The organism is Streptomyces sp. NPDC093085, assembly GCF_040683935.1.
GTDB lineage: Bacteria > Actinomycetota > Actinomycetes > Streptomycetales > Streptomycetaceae > Streptomyces.
This window is the reverse complement of record NZ_JBFBFB010000001.1, coordinates 917,968-934,784: the sequence shown is the minus strand read 5'-3', so window position 1 is coordinate 934,784 and position 16,817 is coordinate 917,968. Positions and strand designations below refer to the sequence as shown.

Here is a 16,817-nt window from a genome sequence, read left to right as displayed (position 1 = left end):
TGCCCGACCTCCGTCCGCTGCCACGAGGAGCCGTATGGCCGCCGCCGTCCCCCCGTCGACCACGCCGCCCGCCCGGACCCGGGACGCGGCGCGGACCCGCGAGGAGATCCTGGACGCGGCCACCCGGGAGTTCGCCCGGGTCGGGTTCGCGGGGGCCCGGGTGGACGAGATCGCCGCGCACATCCACACCACCAAGCGGATGATCTACTACTACTTCGGCAGCAAGGAGCAGTTGTTCACCACCGTGCTGGAGCGGGCGTACGGGGTGATCCGGGCCATCGAGCAGCGGATCGATGTCGAGCATCTCGACCCGGAGTCGGCGATCCGGCGGCTCGCCGAGGTCACCTTCGACCACCACGAGGCGCACCCTGACTTCATCCGCCTGGTGACCATCGAGAACATCCACGAGGCGGAGCACATCAAGGCCTCGGCGACGCTCGGCTCGCTCAACTCCCCCGCCATCGACGTGATCCGGCGGATCCTGGCGGAGGGCCGGGCGCAGGGGGTCTTCACCGCCGATGTGGACGCTCTCGACCTGCATGCGATGATCAGCTCGTTCTGCTTCTTCCGGGTCGCCAACCGGCACACCTTCGGCACCCTGTTCGGCCGTGACCTCACGGCCGGGGACCGGCGGGAGCACTACCGCACCATGCTGGGCGACATGGTCATCGCGTACCTGACGGCCGACGGACCGGGCGCCTCCGGCCAGGCCGGCTAGGCCAGCTTCAGCAGCAGTTCGCTGAGTTCGACCGGCATCGTGACCATGGCGTCATGGCCGGTCGGCAGCTCCCAGATCTGGGCGGGGGCGCCGTTGGGCTGGACCGGAGGGACCGGGCGCCGGGTGATGCCCGCGGGGGTGGCACCGACGTTGTGGATGTGGGTACGCGGGACGGCGTCCAGGGCCGGGTTGTCCATCCGTACCGTCTGCCGCAGGCAGCGCACCGGCTGATCGGCGAGCGTCCCGCGCAGCCAGGCGATGTCCGCCGGGTCCGTGACGCCGAACAGGCCGTAGGGCGCGGGGCGTTCGGGCATCGGCGGGATGCGCCAGCCGCTCTCGGAGCGCTCGGCCTGCTCGATCAGATGGCGGGACATCGGCTGGATGTCGACGGCGGATTCACCGTCCACCGGGACCATCGCGTCGAGGTAGACCAGGTGGCCGATCCGCTCCGGGACCCGGTTGGCGGCGCCGGAGACCACCAGTCCCGCGTAGCTGTGGCCGACGAGGACGACATCGTGGAGGTCCTCCCCGGTGATCAGTCCGACGACATCGTCGACATGGGTGTCGAGCCCCACCTCGGGGCCCGCCAGGCCCACCTTGTCGCCGTAGCCGGTCAGGGACGGCGCGTACACCTGGTGCCCGGCGGCCGCCAGCAGCGGCACCACGCGCTTCCAACACTCTCCGCTGTGCCAGGCCCCGTGTATCAGCATGAACGTGGACATGAATCCATCTTCCTTCGTCGCACCGGCACACCCATGGTTACTATGAGTGCGTCGGTACCGTTTGATTACCGGAAAACATGCTGGTACACCCGGTGCGTCAGCGGCAATAAGGCACTTTTCGGTGCCCCGGTTCTCTGGAGGTAACCATGGACGCCATGGAGGCCACGCCCGCCGACGCCTGCCGGACCCGGGTGGTGCTCGGCATCGTCGGCGACAAGTGGTCGCTGCTGGTGGTGCGGAACCTCAGGGACGGGCCGCGCCGGTTCACCGAGCTGAAGAGGTCCATCGACGGCATCAGCCAGCGGATGCTGACCGTGACCCTGCGCAGCCTGGAGCGGGACGGCATCCTCACCCGCACCGTCCACAACGTGATGCCGCCCCATGTCAGCTACGAGCTGACCGAGATGGGCGTCACCCTGCGCGAGGCCACCACGCCCCTGCTGGAGTGGAGCATCGCGCACCTCGGCCGGATCGACGAGGCACGCGACGCCTACGACGCCCGCCCGGACACCCCGGCGGCCTCTTGAGCGTACGGAGCACCACGCACCGCTACCCGTCGTGGAAGGTCTCGCCCCGTTCCGCCTTCGCCACCAGCGACGCGGGGGGCGCGAACCGTTCGCCGTACAGTTCCGCCAGTTCCCGGGCGCGTGCCACGAAGCCGGGCAGGCCGCCCTCGTACCCGTTGATGTACTGGAGTACGCCGCCGGTCCACCCGGGGAAGCCGATGCCCAGGAGGGAGCCGATGTTGGCGTCGGCGACCGAGGTCACGACCCGCTCCTCCAGACAGCGGACGGCGTCCAGTGCCTCCGCGAAGAGCATCCGCTCGCTCATGTCGCGCAGTGGGACATCGGTGTCGCCGGTGGCGAAATGACGGCGCAGTCCTGGCCAGAGCCGCAGCCGCGCGCCGTCCGGTGCGTAGTCGTAGAAGCCCCGTCCGCCCGCGCGTCCCGGGCGGCCGAACTCCTCCACCATCCGGTCCACGACCCAGTCGGCGGGGTGCCCGGTCCACTCCTCGCCGGCCGCCTGGACCGCGCGCCGGGTCTCCTCGCGGATCCGCCGGGGCAGGGTGAGCGTCAACTCGTCCATCAGGGCGAGGACCTTGGCCGGGTAGCCGGCCTGCGCGGCGGCCTGTTCGACGGAGGCGGGCTCCAGGCCCTCGCCGATCATCGCGATGCCTTCGTTGAGGAAGTGCCCGATGACCCGGGAGGTGAAGAAGCCGCGCCCGTCGTTGACGACGATGGGGGTCTTCCCGATCAGGCGGACCAGGTCGAAGGCGCGGGCCAGGGCCTCGTCGCCGGTCCGCTCGCCTCGGACGATCTCGACCAGCGGCATCCGGTCGGCCGGTGAGAAGAAGTGCAGTCCGAGGAAGTCGGCCGGGCGGGCGACGCCCTCGGCGAGCTGGGTGATGGGGAGGGTGGAGGTGTTGGAGCAGAGCAGGGTGTCCGGCCCGACGACGCCCTGGATCTCCTGGAAGACCTTCTGCTTGAGGGCCGCGTCCTCGAAGACCGCCTCGATCACGGCGTCGCAGCCGGCCAGCGCCGCCGGATCGGCGGTGGGGACGATCCTGGCCAGCAGCGCGTCGCGGTCGGCCTCGGTGGTACGGCCCCGGGCGAGCGCCTTGGCGAGGGCCTGCTCCGCGTACGCCTTGCCCCGGGCGGCGTCCGGTTCCGAGATGTCCTTGAGGACGACGTCGAGGCCGGCCCGCGTGCAGGCGTAGGCGATGGCCGCGCCCATCATCCCGGCGCCGACCACGGCGACCTGGCGGATCTCGCGCGGCGTGACGCCCTGGGGCCTGCTCGCACCGGAGTTGACGGCCTGGAGGTCGAAGAAGAACGCCTGGGTCATGTTCTTGGCGGTCTGTCCGGTGACCAGTTCGGTGAAGTAGCGCGCCTCGACGGTCTGAGCGGTCTCGAAGTCGACCTGGGCGCCCTCGACGGCCGCCGCCAGGATAGTGCGGGGCGCCGGGTAGGGGGCGCCGCCGAGTCGCTTGGTCAGCGTGGCCGGGAACGCGGGGAGCTGGGCGGCGAGCCGGGGAGAGGACGGGGTGCCGCCGGGGATCCGGTACCCCTTGACGTCCCACGGCTGACGCGACTCGGGGTGTGCGTCGATGAAGGCGTGCGCGCGGGCCAGCAACTCCGCACGGGTGGCGGCGACTTCGTGGACCAGGCCGTTCTCCAGCGCGCGCCGGGGGGTGTAGCGGGTGCCCTGGAGGAGGACCTTGGTGAGGGCGTCGGCGATGCCCAGCAGCCGTACGGTACGGACGACTCCGCCGCTTCCCGGGAGCAGGCCGAGGGTGACCTCGGGCAGCCCGATCCGGGAGCCCGGGGTGTCGAGGGCGATGCGGTGGTGGCAGGCCAGCGCGATCTCGTAACCGCCGCCCAGCGCCGCGCCGTTGAGGGCGGCGACGACCGGTTTGCCCAGCGTCTCGATCCGGCGCAGGGCCCGTTTGACGGCCATGCCCTCCGCGAAGACCCGCCCGGCGTCGGCCGGGCCCAGCTTGATCATGTCCTTGAGGTCGCCGCCGGCGAAGAAGGTCTTCTTGGCGGAGGTGACGATGATCCCCCGGAGGGTGTCCCGCTCGGCCTCGGCCCGGTCGGCGACGGCCGCCAGGGCCTCCCGGAAGGCCTGGTTCATGGTGTTGGCCGACTGGGCGGGGTCGTCCAGGACGAGGGTGACGACCCCGGTCGCGTCCTGCTCCCAGCGGATCGCGGGGGCGGGGTCCGGGGTGGTCCCGGGCGCGCTCCCCGGGGCGGTCTCCGGCGTGGTGGCGGTCTCGGGGGTGGTCCCAGGGGTGGTCTCGGGGGTGGTGGGCTCGCTCATGGGGTGGGCTCCGTACGGGGAGGGAAGGCGTGGCCGGGAGAGGGGCGGGGCGGACGAGGGCCGGCCGGGCGAGCCGGCCGGGCCGCCGGTCAGACGCGTTCCACGACGGTGGCGACGCCCATGCCGCCGCCGACGCAGAGGGTGGCGAGGCCGTACCGGAGATCCCTCCGTTCCAGTTCGTCGACGAGCGTGCCCAGGATCATCGCGCCGGTGGCGCCGAGCGGGTGGCCGAGTGCGATGGCGCCACCGTTGACGTTGACCTTCTCCATGGGCACCCCCAGGTCGTCCACGAAGCGCAGCACCACGGCGGCGAAGGCCTCGTTGATCTCGACCAGGTCGATGTCCTCGATGGCCAGCCCGGCCTTGGCCAGCGCCTTGCGGGTGGCGGGGGCGGGGCCGGTCAGCATGATGGTCGGCTCGGAGCCGGAGACGGCTGCGGAGACGATCCGGGCGCGCGGGGTGAGGCCGTACCGCTCCCCCGTCTCCGCCGAGCCGATGGCGACGAGGGCGGCGCCGTCCACGATGCCGGAGGAGTTGCCCGCGTGGTGGACATGGTCGATCTTCTCGACCCAGTGGTACTTCCGGAGCGCGACGGCGTCGAAGCCGCCCTGGTCCCCGATGGCGGCGAAGGACGGCTTCAGCCTGGCCAGCGATTCGAGGGTGGTGCCGGGGCGCGGATGCTCGTCCCGGTCCAGGACGGTGAGGCCGTTGCGGTCGCGTACCGGGACGACGGAGCGCGCGAAGCGGCCGTCCTTCCACGCCTCGGCGGCCAGCTCCTGGGAGCGCACGGCGAAGGCGTCCACGTCCCGCCTGCCGTAGCCGGAGAGGGTGGCGATCAGATCGGCGCCGACGCCCTGGGGCGCGAAGCCGACCGCGAGGCTGGTCATCGGGTCCATCGCCCAGGCACCGCCGTCGGAGCCCATCGGGACCCGGGACATCGACTCGACACCGCCCGCGAGGACCAGGTCCTCCCAGCCGGAGCGGATCTTGGCGGCGGCCAGGTTGACCGCTTCGAGGCCGGAGGCGCAGAAGCGGTTCTCCTGTACCCCGGCGACCGTGTCGGGGAGCCCGGCGGCGACGGCTGCGATACGGGCGATGTCGGAGCCCTGGTCGCCGAGCGGGCTCACCACGCCGAGCACGATGTCGTCGACGGCCGCCGGGTCGAGGCCGGGGAGCCGGCGGCGCAGCTCATGGATGAGGCCGACGACGAGGTCGATGGGCTTGGTGCCGTGCAGGGCCCCGTCGGCCTTGCCGCGACCGCGCGGGGTGCGGATCGCTTCGTAGACGAACGCTTCGGTGGTCACGGCTGCTGCCTTCCGTTGGGGTTCGGCTTCGGCTGCTGAGGTTCGGGGTCGGCCGCCGGCCGGTCAGCCCTGCTCGGCCTGCCCGGCCGGCGGGGCGGAGACCGGCCCGGGGGCGGCGGGCGGCTCGGGTGCGGCGGGCGGCCCGGGCAGGTCCCAGTCGCGGGCCACCTCCGCCGCGTGCTCCCCCGGCCGCGCCGGCGGGCGCCGTACCGAGCCCGGGGTGGCCGAGAACCGGGGCGCCGGCGCGGGCTGGCGGAGCCCCGCGTGGTCGGTGAAGGTGCCGCGGGCCGCGAGATGGGGGTGGTCGGGCGCCTCGCGCAGCGAGAGCACGGGGGCCACACAGGCGTCGGAGCCGGCGAAGACGGCGGTCCACTCGTCGCGGGTGCGGGTACGGAACCGGGCGGCCACCGCCTCCCGCAGCTCGTCCCAGCGGGCGAAGTCCCTGCGGTCGGGGACCTCACCGGTCAGCCCGAGCCGTTCGACGAACTCGTTGTAGAACCGCTTCTCCAGCGCGCCGACCGCCATGTACGCGCCGTCGGAGGTCTCGTACGAGCCGTAGAAGGGGCTGGCGCCGTCGAGCAGGTTGGCGCCCCGCCGGTCCTGCCAGCCGCCCGCGCCCATCATGGCGTGGATCATGGTGGTGAGATGGCTGGTGCCGTCCACGATCGCCGCGTCCACGACCTGTCCCGCGCCGTCCGGCGTGCGGGCGTGCTGGAGCGCCGCGAGCACGCCGATGACCAGGTAGAGCGCGCCGCCCGCGTAGTCGCCGAGGAGGTTGGCGGGGAGCGCGGGCGGCTCCTCGGCCTTGCCGATCATGGAGAGGGCGCCGGTGACGGCGATATAGCCGATGTCATGACCCGCCCGGTCGGCGAGCGGGCCTTCCTGGCCCCAGCCGGTCATCCGGCCGTACACCAGCCGGGGGTTGCGGCCGAGGCACTCCTCCGGGCCGACGCCGAGCCGCTCGGCGACCCCGGGGCGGTACCCCTCGATGAGGATGTCGGCCCGTTCGGCCAGGTCGAGGAGGCGGGCGGCGCCTTCGGGGGCCTTCAGGTCGATGAGCACGGAGCGCTTGTTGCGGTTGGTGAGGTCGTACGCCGGGTCGATGCCGAGCCCGGCGCCGCCGGGGCGGTCGACCCGTACGACATCGGCGCCGAGGTCGGCGAGGGTCATCGCGGCGAAGGGGCCCGGGCCGATCCCGGCCAGCTCGACCACGCGCACGCCGGTCAGCGGACCGTCCGTCGTCCCTGCTCCTGCTCCTGCTCCTGCTCCTGTCATCCCGATCCCCAGCATCCCCGGCACCCCTGCCGTCCTCGGTATTTCTGGCAGAGCAAGCGCTTAGCCACCTCCGAGCCTATGCCGAACACCCGGTCTCCGGGCAAGCCTGTGGAAAACCCTGAGACCCGCCGGCCGTCCCGCCCCACCTCCGCCGGCCGTCCCGCCTCACCCCCGCCGGGCCACCGCCTCGCGCAGCGCAGCGCGGCAGAGGGCGTCGGCCCGCCGGGTGGTCTCCGGGAGCCGGTACACGGGGGTGAGCCGCAGGGTGTGCGCGCAGGCGGTGGGGAGGTCGACGCGGTGGCCGGCCGAGACGAACACAGGCTTCACCCCGGCCCGGGTGCGCAGCGCCCGGCCGACCTCCTCGCCGTCGTCGGCGCGGAGCGGCGAGGAGTCGCCGCGCCGGTCGCCGGGCGGGTCGTACGCGAAGGTGAACGGGTTCTTCGCCACCCCGATCACCGGGTGCCCGGTGACCACCCCGAGGTGGGAGGCGAGTCCGAAGCGGCGCGGATGGGCCCGGCCGTAGCCGTCGCAGACGATCAGGCCGGGCGCCGCGGTGAGCCGGTCGAGGGCGGCCAGCACGGTGGGGATCTCCCGGAAGGCGAGCAGGCCGGGGATGTACGGGAAGGCGACCCGGCCGACCGCGGTGGCCCGGTCGACCTCCGTGAGGGTGGCGGCGTCGAGGACGACGGCCGCGGCGGCGACGAGGTCCCGTCCGTCGTCGTACGCCACGTCGACGCCGGTCACCAGGCCGGTGCCGGGCGGCGGCCCCGCCTCGTCGAGGACGACCCGTCCGCGCAGCTCGTCCTGGACGGCGCGGGCGGCGTCCTCGTCGGCGGGTGTGCTGATCTCCGTCATGATGGCGCCAGCCTATGCCGTGCCCTCGGGCACTCTTCCCACATCCCATGAGCACCCCGCGTCACGTCCCCTGAGCCCCGAAACGGGGGTGTGACGCAGATCACCATCCCGTGACGCAGCTCACTCCCGATTCGGAGCACGTATTGGCCCGCTCCGCCGTCTTTCCCTAGGGGAGGGTCCGCCCGGGTCCCTCTCCCGTACGAAGCGGTGCGACCTCCGTACCGGACTCGTACGGATGAGCCCGGCAGCGTCCGGATCCGACGAAGGGGAGCAGGCCATGTCGCCCGTCATCGAACAGGCCGTGCAGGCCCGGCTGGTCTCGCCCACCCCCCGGATGGAGAGCGTGCCCGCGACGCTCCGCTACGACCGGGCCGACCCGTTCGCCGTGCGGATGGCGTTCCCGCCCCCGGCGACCCTCGAAGGGACCGAGGTCACCTGGGAGTTCTCGCGCGAGCTGCTGGCGAAGGGGATGACCGAGGCGACGGGGCTCGGGGACGTCCGGGTACGGCCCTTCGGGTACGGGCGAACGGTGCTGGAGTTCCACGCGCCCGAGGGCACCGCGATGGTGCATCTGCGCACCGCCGAGCTGCGCCGCTTCCTGGAGCGCTCGCAGGTGCTCGTACCGGACGGCCGGGAGCACCTCTATCTCGATCTCGACCATGACCTGACGGAGCTGCTGCGCGACGCGCGCTGATCCCCTCCCCCGGCGCGTCCCCGGCGCGGGGATATTGCTTTGACCGCCCCCGGTGCGGGTCGTACCGTGGTGCGTGGTCCTGTTGTCGTCGATCGGAGTGGACCGTTGCGCATCTGAGGTCCTGAGACACCGCGCCGCACAGCCGTGTTTTCTTCCGGCTGTTCCGCTCGTGTGTGACCTCGGCTGCCCAGCCCGTCCCCCTCGACCTGGAGTTCCCTCCCGCTCGCGGTGTCTCCCTGTGTTGCCCTGCCTCTTCCTTCCCCGCAGCAACCGGAGACGTGTATGTCAGCCGCCCCCACCACCCATGTCACCTGCACCGGCCTCGCCTTCGCCTGGCCGGACGGCACCGAGGTCTTCGACGGCCTCCAGCTCGCCGTCGGGCTCGGCAGGACCGGGCTCATCGGCCTCAACGGGTCGGGGAAATCGACCCTGTTGAAGCTGATCGCGGGCGAACTCACCCCCACCGGAGGCCGGATCAGGACCACCGGCGAGATCGGCTTCCTCCCCCAGGCCGTCACGCTCGACACCGCCCTGCGGGTGGACGAGGCGCTGGGCATCGCCGGGGCACGGGCCGCGCTCCACGCCATCGAGGCGGGGGACGCGAGCGAGGAGCACTTCACGGCCGTCGGCGACGACTGGGACGTGGAGGAACGGGCCCATGCCACCCTGGACCAGCTGGGGCTCGGCCGGCTCGGGCTCGACCGGACCGTCGGCGAGATGTCCGGCGGCGAGTGCGTGCTCCTCGCGCTCGCCGCGCTGCTCCTCGCCCGGCCGGACGTGCTGCTCCTCGACGAGCCGACCAACAACCTCGATCTGCGCGCCCGGCAGCGGCTGTACGACGCGGTGGACGCCTGGACCGGTGTCCTGGTCGTCGTCAGCCATGACCAGGAACTCCTCGAACGCGTCGACCAGATCGCGGATCTCCGTGGCGGCGAGGTGCGCTGGTACGGCGGCCCCCTCTCCGCCTACGAGGAGGCGCTGGCCCAGGAGCAGCAGGCGGCGGCCCGTATGGTGCGGGTCGCCGAGGCCGACGTACAGCGGCAGAAGCGCGAACTGGCCGAGGCCCGCCTCAAGCTGGCCCGGCGCAAGCGGTACGGGCAGAAGATGGCGGAGTCCAAGCGCGAGCCGAAGATCGTGATGAACGCCCGCAAGCGCGCGGCCCAGGAGTCCGCCGGCAAGCACCGTATCCTCCACGAGGAACGGCTCGCCGAGGCGCGGGAGCGGCTGGACGAGGCGGTGGAGGCGGTACGGGACGACGACGAGGTCCGGATCGACCTGCCGGGCACCGTGGTCCACCCCGGGCGCGGCGTGCTCACCCTGCGCGAACTGCGGCTCCGGTACGGGGCCGAGGTCACCGGCGCCTACGAGATCCACGGCCCCGAGCGGATCGCGCTGGTCGGGCGGAACGGCGCGGGGAAGACGACGCTGCTCCGCACGATCGCCGGGGAGCTGGCGCCGGAGTCGGGCGAGGCGCTGGCCCACGTACCGCTCCGCTTCCTGCCGCAGCGGCTCGATGTGCTGGACGACGCCCTCACCGTCGCCGAGAACGTGGCCCGTTTCGCGCCCGAAGCGACCAACAACCAGATCAGGTCCCGGCTGGCACGCTTCCTCTTCCGGGGCGCGCGGGCCGACCAGCAGGCCGGGACGCTCTCGGGCGGGGAGCGGTTCCGGGCCTCGCTCGCCGCGCTGCTGCTCGCGGAGCCCGCGCCCCGGCTGCTCCTCCTCGACGAACCGACGAACAACCTGGACCGGGCCTCCGTGCAGCGGCTCACGGCGGCGCTCGCCTCGTACCAGGGCGCGCTGATCGTGGCCGGCCACGATGTGCCGTTCCTGGAGTCGATCGGGATCACGCGGTGGCTGCTGCTGGACGGGACCCTGCGCGACATCGACGCGGAGGAGGTGCGGGGGACGGCCTCGGACGAGGAGGAATGAGGGGGATCCAGGGGAGGGCGAGGGGGGTTCCAGGAGGCCGGGGTTGGCTCTCCCCTTACCCGGGCCTTAACCTACGGTGTCGTAACCTACGAACCCGTAGGTAAAACTCCCGTCCCCCCTGGAGCACCCGTGTCGATCACCTCTCCCCACCTCGGCAGTTCGGAAGCGTGGACCGACGCCCGACTGCTGTACGCGCTGGAAGAGGTGGTGGAGAAGGAACTCAACCGCCATCTGAAGGTCGCCAAGGACTGGATGCCGCACGAGTACGTGCCCTGGTCGGACGGCCGGAACTTCCCGGGCATCCTCGACGGCGGCGAGGCGTGGGAGCCGTCGCAGTCGAAGGTGACCGACATCGGCAAGATCGCGCTCGTCGTCAACCTGCTGACCGAGGACAACCTCCCCAGCTACCACCACGAGATCGCCTCCCTCTTCGGCCGCGACGGCGCCTGGGGCACCTGGGTGCACCGCTGGACCGCGGAGGAGGGGCGGCACGGCATCGTCATGCGCGACTACCTGCTCACCTCGCGCGCCGTCGACCCGGACAAGCTGGAGCAGTTCCGTATGGCGCACATGTCGGAGGGGTTCGAGTCCGACAACCGCCACTCGATGCTGCACTCCGTCGCGTACGTCGCCTTCCAGGAGCTGGCCACCCGCGTCTCGCACCGCAACACCGGCCACCAGTCGGGCGATCCGGTCTGTGACCGGATGCTGGCGCGCATCGCCACCGACGAGAACCTGCACATGGTCTTCTACCGGAACCTGCTGGGCGCCGCCTTCGAGATCGCCCCGGACCTCACCATGCAGGCGGTCCGCGATGTGGTGGTCCAGTTCCGGATGCCCGGACACGGCATGCCGGGCTTCGAGCGCGCCGCGGCGCAGATGGCCATCGGCGAGATCTACAACATGCGGATCCACCACGACGATGTGCTCCAGCCGGTGCTGCGCTACCTGAAGGTCATGGACATAGGCGGTCTCGGCCCGGAGGGACTGAAGGCCCAGGAGGAGCTCGGGTTCTACATGGGCGGACTGGACAGCGAGGCGGCCAAGTTCGACGAGAAGCTCGCCGCCCGCAAGGCCCGGATGGCGGCCCGCGCGGCGGGCTGAGGCAGGCCGGCACCGGGCGCCCCCCGCTCCGTTCGGGCCGGAACGGAGCGGGGGGCGCCCGGTGGTGGAAGGGGGGCGCGTGGCGCGTTGTGGGGCGTACTGCTGAGAGCGCGCGCCGGGCGTCGTACGCTGTGGCGGATGAAGCCTGTTACGCGCCTCTTTCTCCTGGGCGCCCCCGTCCTGGTCGTCGTCGCCGTCCTCTTCAACAGCGGCGACGACGGTTCGGAGGTGCTCGCGGACCATCCGCCGGTCCGGCCCGAGCAGAGCCGGGTCCCCGATCCGCTCGCCTCCGGCGACGCGGACGAGCGGAAGGAACTGGCCGAGCGGATCGCAAAGATGCCGCCGGGGCTCGCGGAGCCGAAGATGAAGGAGGTGGCCGCGCGGCTGGTGTCGAGCGCCGAGAGTTCCACGCTCGACTGGCGCGGCCAGTACGGGGCGATCGAGGACCCCGGGGACGGCAACGGCTACACGGCCGGGATCATCGGCTTCTGCTCCGGCACCAACGACATGCTGCATCTGGTGGAGTCGTACACGAAGACCCACCCGGAGAACCCGCTCGCGCGCTATCTCCCCGCCCTGCGCGCGGTGGACGGCAGCGACTCGCACGAGGGTCTCGACCCGGGCTTCCCCGAGGCGTGGGCGCGGGCCGCGGAGTCGCCGGACTTCCGCGCCGCGCAGGACACCACCCGGGACTCGCTCTACTTCGACCCGGCGGTGCGGCTGGCGAAGATGGACGGGCTCTCCACGCTCGGTCAGTTCATCTACTACGACGCGATGGTGCTGCACGGTCCCGGGCTCGACGCCGAGGGCTTCTACGGGATCCGCGAGGCGGCCATGAAGAAGGCGCGGACGGCGGCCGAGGGCGGCGACGAGAAGGTGTTCCTCAACACCTTCCTGGACACCAGCCGGGACGTGATCAAGGCGAAGTCCCGTACGGAGCAGCGGGATTCGTCGCGGATCGACACCGCGCAGCGGGTCTTCCTGCGCGCGGGCAACATGGATCTGCGCCTCCCGCTGCGGTGGGAGGTCTACGGGGAGACGTTCCGCATCGACGCGGTCTGAGCGCCTCAGCGGCTCTGGCGCCGCAGGTCCTGCCGCTCCTTCTCGGAGAGCCCGCCCCAGACGCCGAACCGCTCGTCGTGGGTGAGGGCGTACTGGAGGCAGGCGACCCGGCCCTCGCAGGCACCGCAGAGGCGCTTGGCCTCGCGGGTGGAGGAGCCGGGGGCGGGGAAGAAGAACTCGGGCCCGGTCTGGGCACAGAGCGCGTTCTCCTGCCACGCGAGTTCATCGGTGACAGTGGTACGGGTGGTGATGTTGATCGGCATGGGAACAGGCTGCCGGTCGGCGATAAACAGATGATTGACGATCCATCAATACCCGGCGGGACGTCGTCCCCGCCCGGCGGGCCGGCCCCGGTCCGGGTGGCTCTCGTCACCGTAGCGTTCCATTCGGTGACCCTGAAGTAAAGCCGCCGGGGCCCGGCACGCCGGGCGTGTCGGGCGTGTCGGGCGTGCCGGAGCGGGTGTCAGTGGCCCGCGTGGTCCATTCCGGACGAGGCCGACGGGGCCGCCGCGCCGCCGGAGGAGCCGGCGGAGCCGGAGTGCATGGTGTGGCCGTGGCCCGGGTCGTACCCGGGGATGGTGCCGTCCGGCTTGGCGATCAGCAGCAGGCCGGCCATGCCCATGTCGGAGTGGCTCTGGACATGGCAGTGGTACATCCAGGCGCCCGCGCCGCCGCGTTCGCCCGCGATGAACTGGAAGCCGAACGAGTCGGCGGGGCCCGTGATCTTGTTGTCGATCACCCGGCTGGGGTCGTCGGCGCCGGTGAGCAGGCCCGTTCTGTTGTCCGCCCAGCGGTGCCCGTGGATATGGAAGGTGTGGTACAGCTCGCCGTGCGTGATCATGATGATCTCGATGCGGTCCCCCACCGTCGCCTCGAAGTTGGGGGACTCGGCGGCGGGCTTGTTGTTGATCCGCATGTCGTTGAAGACGATCGTGAACTGCTTGTCCGGCAGGATGTCGCCCTTCCTGCGGACCACGACCGGGCCGTAGAGCCCCTTGGCTATGCCGCCGGTGCCGTGATCGGTGCCCACCACATGGTCGTGGTAGTGCCAGTACCCCGCGCTGCCCGGCTGCCAGGTGCCGTCGGCGCGGGTGCCGGGGGCGTGGGTGCGCCAGGTGTAGGTGCGGGTGCCGCCGGGTTCGACATGGCTCTTGTTCATCCGGGTGCCGTCGTTGGCGATGTCGTAGTCGACACCGTGGGGGTGCAGGCTGACATCGACGTCGGTGGTGTTCTCGAAGTCGATGTGGAGGGTGTCGCCCTCGTTGAGCTCGATCAGCGGCCCGGGGATGGTCGCCTTGCCGCGCTCCAGGCCGTAGCCCAGCTGTCCGTTCGGCAGCTTCTCGGCGAAGAGACTCATCCGGCGCACCTTGCCGCCCGCCGGGGCGGTCTTCGGCGGGGTGTCGGCAGCGACGGCCGTCGGGGCGGCCGCACCGGCGACCGAGAGGGAGGTCACCCCGGTCGCGGCGACCGCGCCGCCCGCCAGCAGCCTTCGGTTGAAGCTCCTTCGGTCCATGGCCATCGTGAACTCCCCCGCTCTGTCGGACGCTTGCGGGGCATGTGAGACCCCGGGGACGGCCACACGGTAGACCAGGGATCTTCGTTTATCCACACTCTGGACAAAGTTGGTGGGATTGCGGTCGTACCTATTGGCGTACCGACGAAAGAGGTCTAGCTTCAGGCGCTGTTGCTGTGCCACACGACCGTGCCCGAAGACTGTGACCAGAGAGGGGTGGGTGAACACATGCAGCCTGCACCGCATCACCGGTCGAGAACCATGAGAGCCACGCGTCCGAAGAGGTCGAGGAGATCGAGACGCGGCATGGCCGCGGTCCTGGCGGTCGGCGCCCTGACGGCGTCGCTGCTCGGTTCCAACGCCGCCACGGCCAGGCCGTATCCGGACCCGGGACCGACAACGTTGTCCCTGCCGTCGCCGCCCGGCAGCGAGGATGTGAAGGTACTCGTCTTCCACGCCTCGGCCACCGACGAGTCGCCGGTCGTGGACGCCGGCATCGAGGCCATCGAGTCGATCGGCCTGACCGGCCCGGCGGCCGGCCGGTTCAAGACGGAGGCGACCGCCAACGCCTCGGTCTTCACCAACGCCGCCAAGTTGGGGAGTTACAACGCGGTCGTCTTCCTCACGGGCGGCGGCGATGTGCTCGACCCCGCCGAGGAGGCGGGACTTGAGGCGTACATCAAGGCGGGCGGCGGCTTCCTCGGCATCCACGAGGCGGCACGTACCGAACCGTACTCCGACTGGTTCACCGGGCTGATCGGGGCCCGCCCCACCGGAAACCCGTCCACCACCCAGCGCGCGGTGGTCGAGGTCGGCGACCGCCTCCACCCGGCCACCAAGAGCCTTCCGCTGGAGTGGAAGCGGCCCGACAAGTGGTTCAACTGGGCGGCCAACCCGAGCGGCGACGTGCACACGGTGGCCCGGGTCAGGGAGGCCAGCTTCACGCCGGCCGCCAAGCCCAACGGGGCCGACCACCCGATCTCCTGGTGCCGTGACTACGACGGCGGCCGGTCCTTCTACACCGGCATGGGCGGTACGGTCGACGCCTACTCCGAGGCGGACTTCCGCGACCACCTGCGCGGCGCCCTCCAGTGGACCACCCGGATCTCGCGCGCCGACTGCAAGGCGACCATCGACGCCAACTACACGGCCGAGCGGGTCACCGTGCCCAACCAGCCGGGCCAGCAGGACCAGATCGGCGAGCCGCACGGCATGGTCGCCGCGCCCGACGGCCGGATCTTCTACATCGGACGCGGTGGCGGCGACAACTCCGCGCCGGTGGTGACCGACTGGAACGACCCGAACATCGGGAAGGGTCTGGGGCAGGTCCACATCTACGACCCGAAGACGAAGAAGGTGACGCTCGCGGGCGCCCTCACCGTCTTCGGCAACAAGGGCGGCGGCGAGGAGCTGATCAAGGTCGAGGAGGGGCTGCTCGGGATCGAGCTGGACCCCGCCTTCGAGTCCAACGGCTGGGTGTATCTGCACTACACACCGCACTCGCAGCTCAACCGGGAGACCCAGATCGCGGAGCGGCGCGTCTCGCGCTTCACGCTCGACCGGATCACCAACAAGCTGGACCTGGCCTCCGAGAAGGTCCTGCTCAAGTGGCCGGTCCAGGTGCACAGTTGCTGCCACGCGGGCGGCGGGATGTCCTGGGACTCGAAGGGCAACCTCTACATCGCGACCGGGGACAACAACTCCTCGCAGTTCAGCGACGGGTACTCCGGCAACAACCCGCAGCCCTCGTACAAGGGCGTCTCCTTCGCGGACGCGCGCCGTACCTCGGGCAACACCAACAACCTCAACGGCAAGATCCTCCGCATCCACCCGGAGACGGACGGCACGTACACCCTGCCGGCGGGCAATCTCTTCACCGGCAAGGAGACGGCCGAGGGCGGCGGCAAGACGCGCGGCGAGATCTATGTGATGGGGGTGCGCAACCCGTCCCGGATCTTCGTCGACCGCACGACCGACGTGCTGTACGCGGGGTGGGTCGGCCCGGACTCCGGTGCGCCGAGCACCACCTGGGGCCCGGCGAAGTACGACACGTTCGCCGCGATCACCAAGCCGAGCAACATGGGCTGGCCGTTCTGCATGGGCAACAACCAGCCGTACCGGGACCGCCAGTTGCCCGACCCGACCGTTCCCAAGGGCTGGTACGACTGCAAGGCCCCGAAGAACGAATCGCCGAACAACGACGGTCTGGTGAACCTGCCGCCCATCACCGGCTCCACCATCTGGTACTCGCCCCAGGGCGGTGGCCCCGACTTCCCGCGCGACGCCAACGGGATCCCCAGCTACAAGGCGAGCGAGGGCACCTTCCTGCTGCCGTGGCTCAAGGGCGGCGGCCAGGCGACCATGAACGGCCCGGTCTACCGGTACGACGCCCAGTCGGCCAGCGCGGCGAAGTGGCCGGAGTACTGGGACGGCAAGTGGTTCGTCGGTGACTTCTACGACGCCACCGAGAGCCCGCGCCACGCCGTGGTCCTCGACCCGAAGACCGCGGGCAACGGCGGACTGCCGGTGCACGCCGAGTCGTTGAAGGGCATCATCCCGGTCGGCCAGGGCGGTATCCGCAACCTGATGGACTGGAAGTTCGCCCCGGACGGCTCGCTCTACGTCCTCGACTACGGGCGCGGTTTCTTCACCTCCGACTCCCAGTCCGCGCTGTGGCGCGTGACGTACAAGGGCGGCGAGCCGACCCCGGCCGCCGGTGACCTGGCCAGGAAGGCGGCGCAGTGAGACGCGAGCTGAGAAGACGCCCGGCGCGCAGGCCGGTCCGGGCGCTCCGCCTCTGGACGGCCCTGCTGGGCTC

General features: G+C 71.4%; 14 protein-coding genes. 7 read left to right on the top strand and 7 right to left on the bottom strand.

Annotation, left to right across the window (positions count from 1 at the left end; all coding sequences use genetic code 11):
• Positions 1-34: 34 nt before the first annotated feature.
• A complete protein-coding gene (locus tag AB0O07_RS03840; RefSeq protein ID WP_365626307.1) occupies positions 35-718 on the top strand; it encodes a TetR/AcrR family transcriptional regulator in 684 nt (227 codons plus the stop codon).
• Here the strand turns inward: AB0O07_RS03840 and AB0O07_RS03835 are convergent.
• Entirely contained in the window at positions 715-1,440 is a 726-nt protein-coding gene (locus AB0O07_RS03835) for an alpha/beta hydrolase (protein WP_365626304.1), read from the bottom strand. The two genes, AB0O07_RS03840 and AB0O07_RS03835, sit on opposite strands and share 4 nt — an antisense overlap.
• A 146-nt stretch (positions 1,441-1,586) precedes the next feature.
• Here AB0O07_RS03835 and AB0O07_RS03830 point away from each other — a divergent pair, with 146 nt between their 5' ends.
• The gene (locus AB0O07_RS03830) at positions 1,587-1,967 is read left to right on the top strand and encodes a helix-turn-helix domain-containing protein (protein WP_365626301.1); all 381 of its coding nucleotides are present in this window, start codon (positions 1,587-1,589) and stop codon (positions 1,965-1,967) included.
• 22 nt (positions 1,968-1,989) lie between these two features.
• Here AB0O07_RS03830 and AB0O07_RS03825 read toward each other — a convergent pair whose 3' ends face one another.
• The 4 genes from AB0O07_RS03825 to AB0O07_RS03810 form a co-directional block, all read right to left on the bottom strand.
• Entirely contained in the window at positions 1,990-4,260 is a 2,271-nt protein-coding gene (locus tag AB0O07_RS03825) for a 3-hydroxyacyl-CoA dehydrogenase NAD-binding domain-containing protein (protein WP_365626298.1), read from the bottom strand.
• An 89-nt stretch (positions 4,261-4,349) separates the two neighbouring features.
• Positions 4,350-5,564, bottom strand: a complete 1,215-nt coding sequence (locus AB0O07_RS03820; RefSeq protein WP_365626296.1) for an acetyl-CoA C-acetyltransferase — start codon at positions 5,562-5,564, stop codon at positions 4,350-4,352.
• Positions 5,565-5,627: 63 nt separating this feature from the next.
• Positions 5,628-6,839, bottom strand: a complete 1,212-nt coding sequence (locus AB0O07_RS03815; RefSeq protein WP_365626293.1) for a CaiB/BaiF CoA-transferase family protein — start codon at positions 6,837-6,839, stop codon at positions 5,628-5,630.
• Between the two features lie 165 nt (positions 6,840-7,004).
• A complete protein-coding gene (locus tag AB0O07_RS03810; RefSeq protein ID WP_365626290.1) occupies positions 7,005-7,694 on the bottom strand; it encodes an endonuclease V in 690 nt (229 codons plus the stop codon).
• Positions 7,695-7,971: 277 nt separating this feature from the next.
• Here AB0O07_RS03810 and AB0O07_RS03805 point away from each other — a divergent pair, with 277 nt between their 5' ends.
• From AB0O07_RS03805 to AB0O07_RS03790, 4 genes are all read left to right on the top strand, one after another.
• Positions 7,972-8,388: an SsgA family sporulation/cell division regulator gene (locus AB0O07_RS03805; RefSeq protein ID WP_365626287.1), complete on the top strand. Its 417-nt coding sequence runs from the start codon at positions 7,972-7,974 to the stop codon at positions 8,386-8,388.
• Between the two features lie 282 nt (positions 8,389-8,670).
• Positions 8,671-10,320 (top strand): ATP-binding cassette domain-containing protein, encoded by a 1,650-nt coding sequence (locus AB0O07_RS03800; RefSeq protein ID WP_365626284.1) that lies wholly within the window; start codon positions 8,671-8,673, stop codon positions 10,318-10,320.
• A 129-nt stretch (positions 10,321-10,449) separates the two neighbouring features.
• Positions 10,450-11,424: an acyl-ACP desaturase gene (locus AB0O07_RS03795; protein WP_365626281.1), complete on the top strand. Its 975-nt coding sequence runs from the start codon at positions 10,450-10,452 to the stop codon at positions 11,422-11,424.
• Positions 11,425-11,562: 138 nt separating this feature from the next.
• On the top strand, positions 11,563-12,486 hold the full coding sequence (locus AB0O07_RS03790; protein ID WP_365626278.1) for a chitosanase: 924 nt from the start codon (positions 11,563-11,565) through the stop codon (positions 12,484-12,486).
• A 5-nt stretch (positions 12,487-12,491) separates the two neighbouring features.
• Here the strand turns inward: AB0O07_RS03790 and AB0O07_RS03785 are convergent, their stop codons facing one another.
• Both AB0O07_RS03785 and AB0O07_RS03780 read right to left on the bottom strand, forming a co-directional pair.
• On the bottom strand, positions 12,492-12,749 hold the full coding sequence (locus AB0O07_RS03785) for a WhiB family transcriptional regulator (protein ID WP_365626275.1): 258 nt from the start codon (positions 12,747-12,749) through the stop codon (positions 12,492-12,494).
• Positions 12,750-12,949: 200 nt separating this feature from the next.
• Positions 12,950-13,999: a multicopper oxidase domain-containing protein gene (locus tag AB0O07_RS03780; RefSeq protein WP_365627976.1), complete on the bottom strand. Its 1,050-nt coding sequence runs from the start codon at positions 13,997-13,999 to the stop codon at positions 12,950-12,952.
• A gap of 306 nt (positions 14,000-14,305) precedes the next feature.
• Here AB0O07_RS03780 and AB0O07_RS03775 point away from each other — a divergent pair, with 306 nt between their 5' ends.
• Positions 14,306-16,744 carry a ThuA domain-containing protein gene (locus AB0O07_RS03775; RefSeq protein ID WP_365626272.1) on the top strand — a complete coding sequence of 813 codons (2,439 nt, stop codon included), beginning with the start codon at positions 14,306-14,308 and terminating at the stop codon, positions 16,742-16,744.
• Positions 16,745-16,817: the final 73 nt, after the last annotated feature.

Bases quoted from the DNA above. Each gene is read 5' to 3' on its own strand.
- AB0O07_RS03840 (WP_365626307.1), top strand. From the start codon at position 35: ATGGCCGCCGCCGTCCCCCCGTCGACCACGCCGCCCGCCCGGACCCGG.
- AB0O07_RS03835 (WP_365626304.1), bottom strand. From the start codon at position 1,440: ATGTCCACGTTCATGCTGATACACGGGGCCTGGCACAGCGGAGAGTGT.
- AB0O07_RS03830 (WP_365626301.1), top strand. From the start codon at position 1,587: ATGGACGCCATGGAGGCCACGCCCGCCGACGCCTGCCGGACCCGGGTG.
- AB0O07_RS03825 (WP_365626298.1), bottom strand. From the start codon at position 4,260: ATGAGCGAGCCCACCACCCCCGAGACCACCCCTGGGACCACCCCCGAG.
- AB0O07_RS03815 (WP_365626293.1), bottom strand. From the start codon at position 6,839: ATGACAGGAGCAGGAGCAGGAGCAGGAGCAGGGACGACGGACGGTCCG.
- AB0O07_RS03810 (WP_365626290.1), bottom strand. From the start codon at position 7,694: ATGACGGAGATCAGCACACCCGCCGACGAGGACGCCGCCCGCGCCGTC.
- AB0O07_RS03805 (WP_365626287.1), top strand. From the start codon at position 7,972: ATGTCGCCCGTCATCGAACAGGCCGTGCAGGCCCGGCTGGTCTCGCCC.
- AB0O07_RS03800 (WP_365626284.1), top strand. From the start codon at position 8,671: ATGTCAGCCGCCCCCACCACCCATGTCACCTGCACCGGCCTCGCCTTC.
- AB0O07_RS03790 (WP_365626278.1), top strand. From the start codon at position 11,563: ATGAAGCCTGTTACGCGCCTCTTTCTCCTGGGCGCCCCCGTCCTGGTC.
- AB0O07_RS03785 (WP_365626275.1), bottom strand. From the start codon at position 12,749: ATGCCGATCAACATCACCACCCGTACCACTGTCACCGATGAACTCGCG.
- AB0O07_RS03780 (WP_365627976.1), bottom strand. From the start codon at position 13,999: ATGGACCGAAGGAGCTTCAACCGAAGGCTGCTGGCGGGCGGCGCGGTC.
- AB0O07_RS03775 (WP_365626272.1), top strand. From the start codon at position 14,306: ATGGCCGCGGTCCTGGCGGTCGGCGCCCTGACGGCGTCGCTGCTCGGT.